Origin of the sequence: uncultured Limnohabitans sp., from assembly GCF_937889215.1 — a bacterium.
Lineage (GTDB): Bacteria > Pseudomonadota > Gammaproteobacteria > Burkholderiales > Burkholderiaceae_C > Limnohabitans_A.
Window position 1 is genome coordinate 1 of the sequence record NZ_CALBEX010000057.1, and the last position, 1682, is coordinate 1682.

Consider the following 1682-nt stretch of genomic DNA (forward strand, 5'->3'; position numbering starts at 1 on the left):
CTAAGCCCTGCGCATACCGTTAACGGCTGCCATGCCGTTCAAAAAATTCCAGATCCTGCCATGTGCAGGACTCTGGCACAAAAGGCTTCAAGATTTCGGTTTTGAAGCCTTTTTTATGGGCCACATATTGGACGGCAGCGCATTCGGATGCTCCGCAGGTAGCGGTCATCGCAGCCGCCTCCTTCCACATCAGCAAGTCGCCGCTCCGTTCCGGGCGGTTCAAGTCCCAGATGCGCGTTCAACGCGCGATGACCCTTATGCCGCGTCCTTCGCGGTGATCAGCTTAGGGTAAGACTTGCACTTCCAACAGTGCGCCCGCACAGGGCTCACCACCAAAAATGCCACCCGAAGGTGGCATTTTTTCTGACTCGGCAGAGGTTACTCGGCTTTGGCAGCATCCAGATTGCGCAAGCGGATGTGCAACTCGCGCAACTGCTTCTCGTCTACCGGGCTGGGAGCTTGCGTGAGCAGGCACTGCGCACGCTGGGTCTTGGGGAAGGCGATCACGTCGCGGATGGATTCGGCACCGGTCATCAAAGTGACGATGCGGTCCAGACCGAAAGCCAGGCCGCCGTGGGGCGGTGCACCGTATTGCAGCGCATCAAGTAGGAAGCCGAACTTGAGCTGAGCCTCTTCAGGTGTGATTTTCAAGGCGTCAAACACTTTTTGCTGCACGTCGGCGCGGTGGATACGCACCGAGCCGCCGCCCATCTCCCAGCCGTTCAAGACCATGTCATAGCCCTTGGAAATGCACTTCTCGGGCGCAGTGACCATCCAGTCTTCGTGGCCATCTTTGGGCGCAGTGAAGGGGTGGTGTACGGCGGTGTAACGCTGGCTTTCTTCGTCGAACTCGAACATTGGGAAGTCGACCACCCACATCGGGGCCCAACGGTCTTCAAACAGGCCATTGGCTTTGCCGAAGACGCTGTGGCCGATCTTGATGCGCAGCGCACCGATGGCGTCGTTGACGATCTTTTCCTTGTCGGCTCCAAAGAAAATCAGGTCGCCATTTTGTGCGCCTGATCGCTCCAGAACCGCTGTCAATGCGGCGTCATGGATGTTCTTGACGATAGGCGACTGCAGGCCTTCACGACCCTTGGACAAGTCGTTCACGCGGATGTAGGCCAGGCCCTTGGCACCATAGATCTTGACAAACTCGGTGTAGGCATCGATCTCGCCACGGCTGATGCCGCCACCTTCGACCGAACCGCCCGGCACGCGCAGGGCCACCACGCGGCCGCCCTTCATGTTGGCCGCGCCCGAGAACACTTTGAAGTCCACATCGCCCATGACGTCGGTGACTTCGGTGAACTGCAGTTTCACGCGCAGGTCGGGTTTGTCTGAGCCATAGATGTGCATGGCGTCTTGGTAAGTCATCACCGGGAACTCGCCCAAGTCCACACCAATCGTTTTCTGGAACACGCGCTTGATCATGCTTTGGAACATGTCACGGATCTCTTCTTCGGTCAGAAACGATGTTTCGATATCGATCTGGGTGAATTCAGGCTGACGGTCCGCGCGCAAGTCTTCGTCACGGAAGCACTTGGTGATTTGGTAGTAACGGTCGTAGCCCGCCACCATCAAGAGCTGCTTGAACAGCTGGGGCGACTGGGGCAGCGCAAAAAACTGGCCATCGTGCACGCGGCTGGGCACGAGGTAGTCGCGCGCACCTTCGGGCGTGC

The 1682-nt window shown here is 58.2% G+C and carries 1 protein-coding gene; it reads right to left on the bottom strand.

The features are described from left to right. Positions 1-378 precede the first annotated feature (378 nt). A partial coding sequence (aspS, locus tag Q0341_RS01340; protein WP_299510028.1) for an aspartate--tRNA ligase occupies positions 379-1682 on the bottom strand: 1304 nt, incomplete at its 5' end.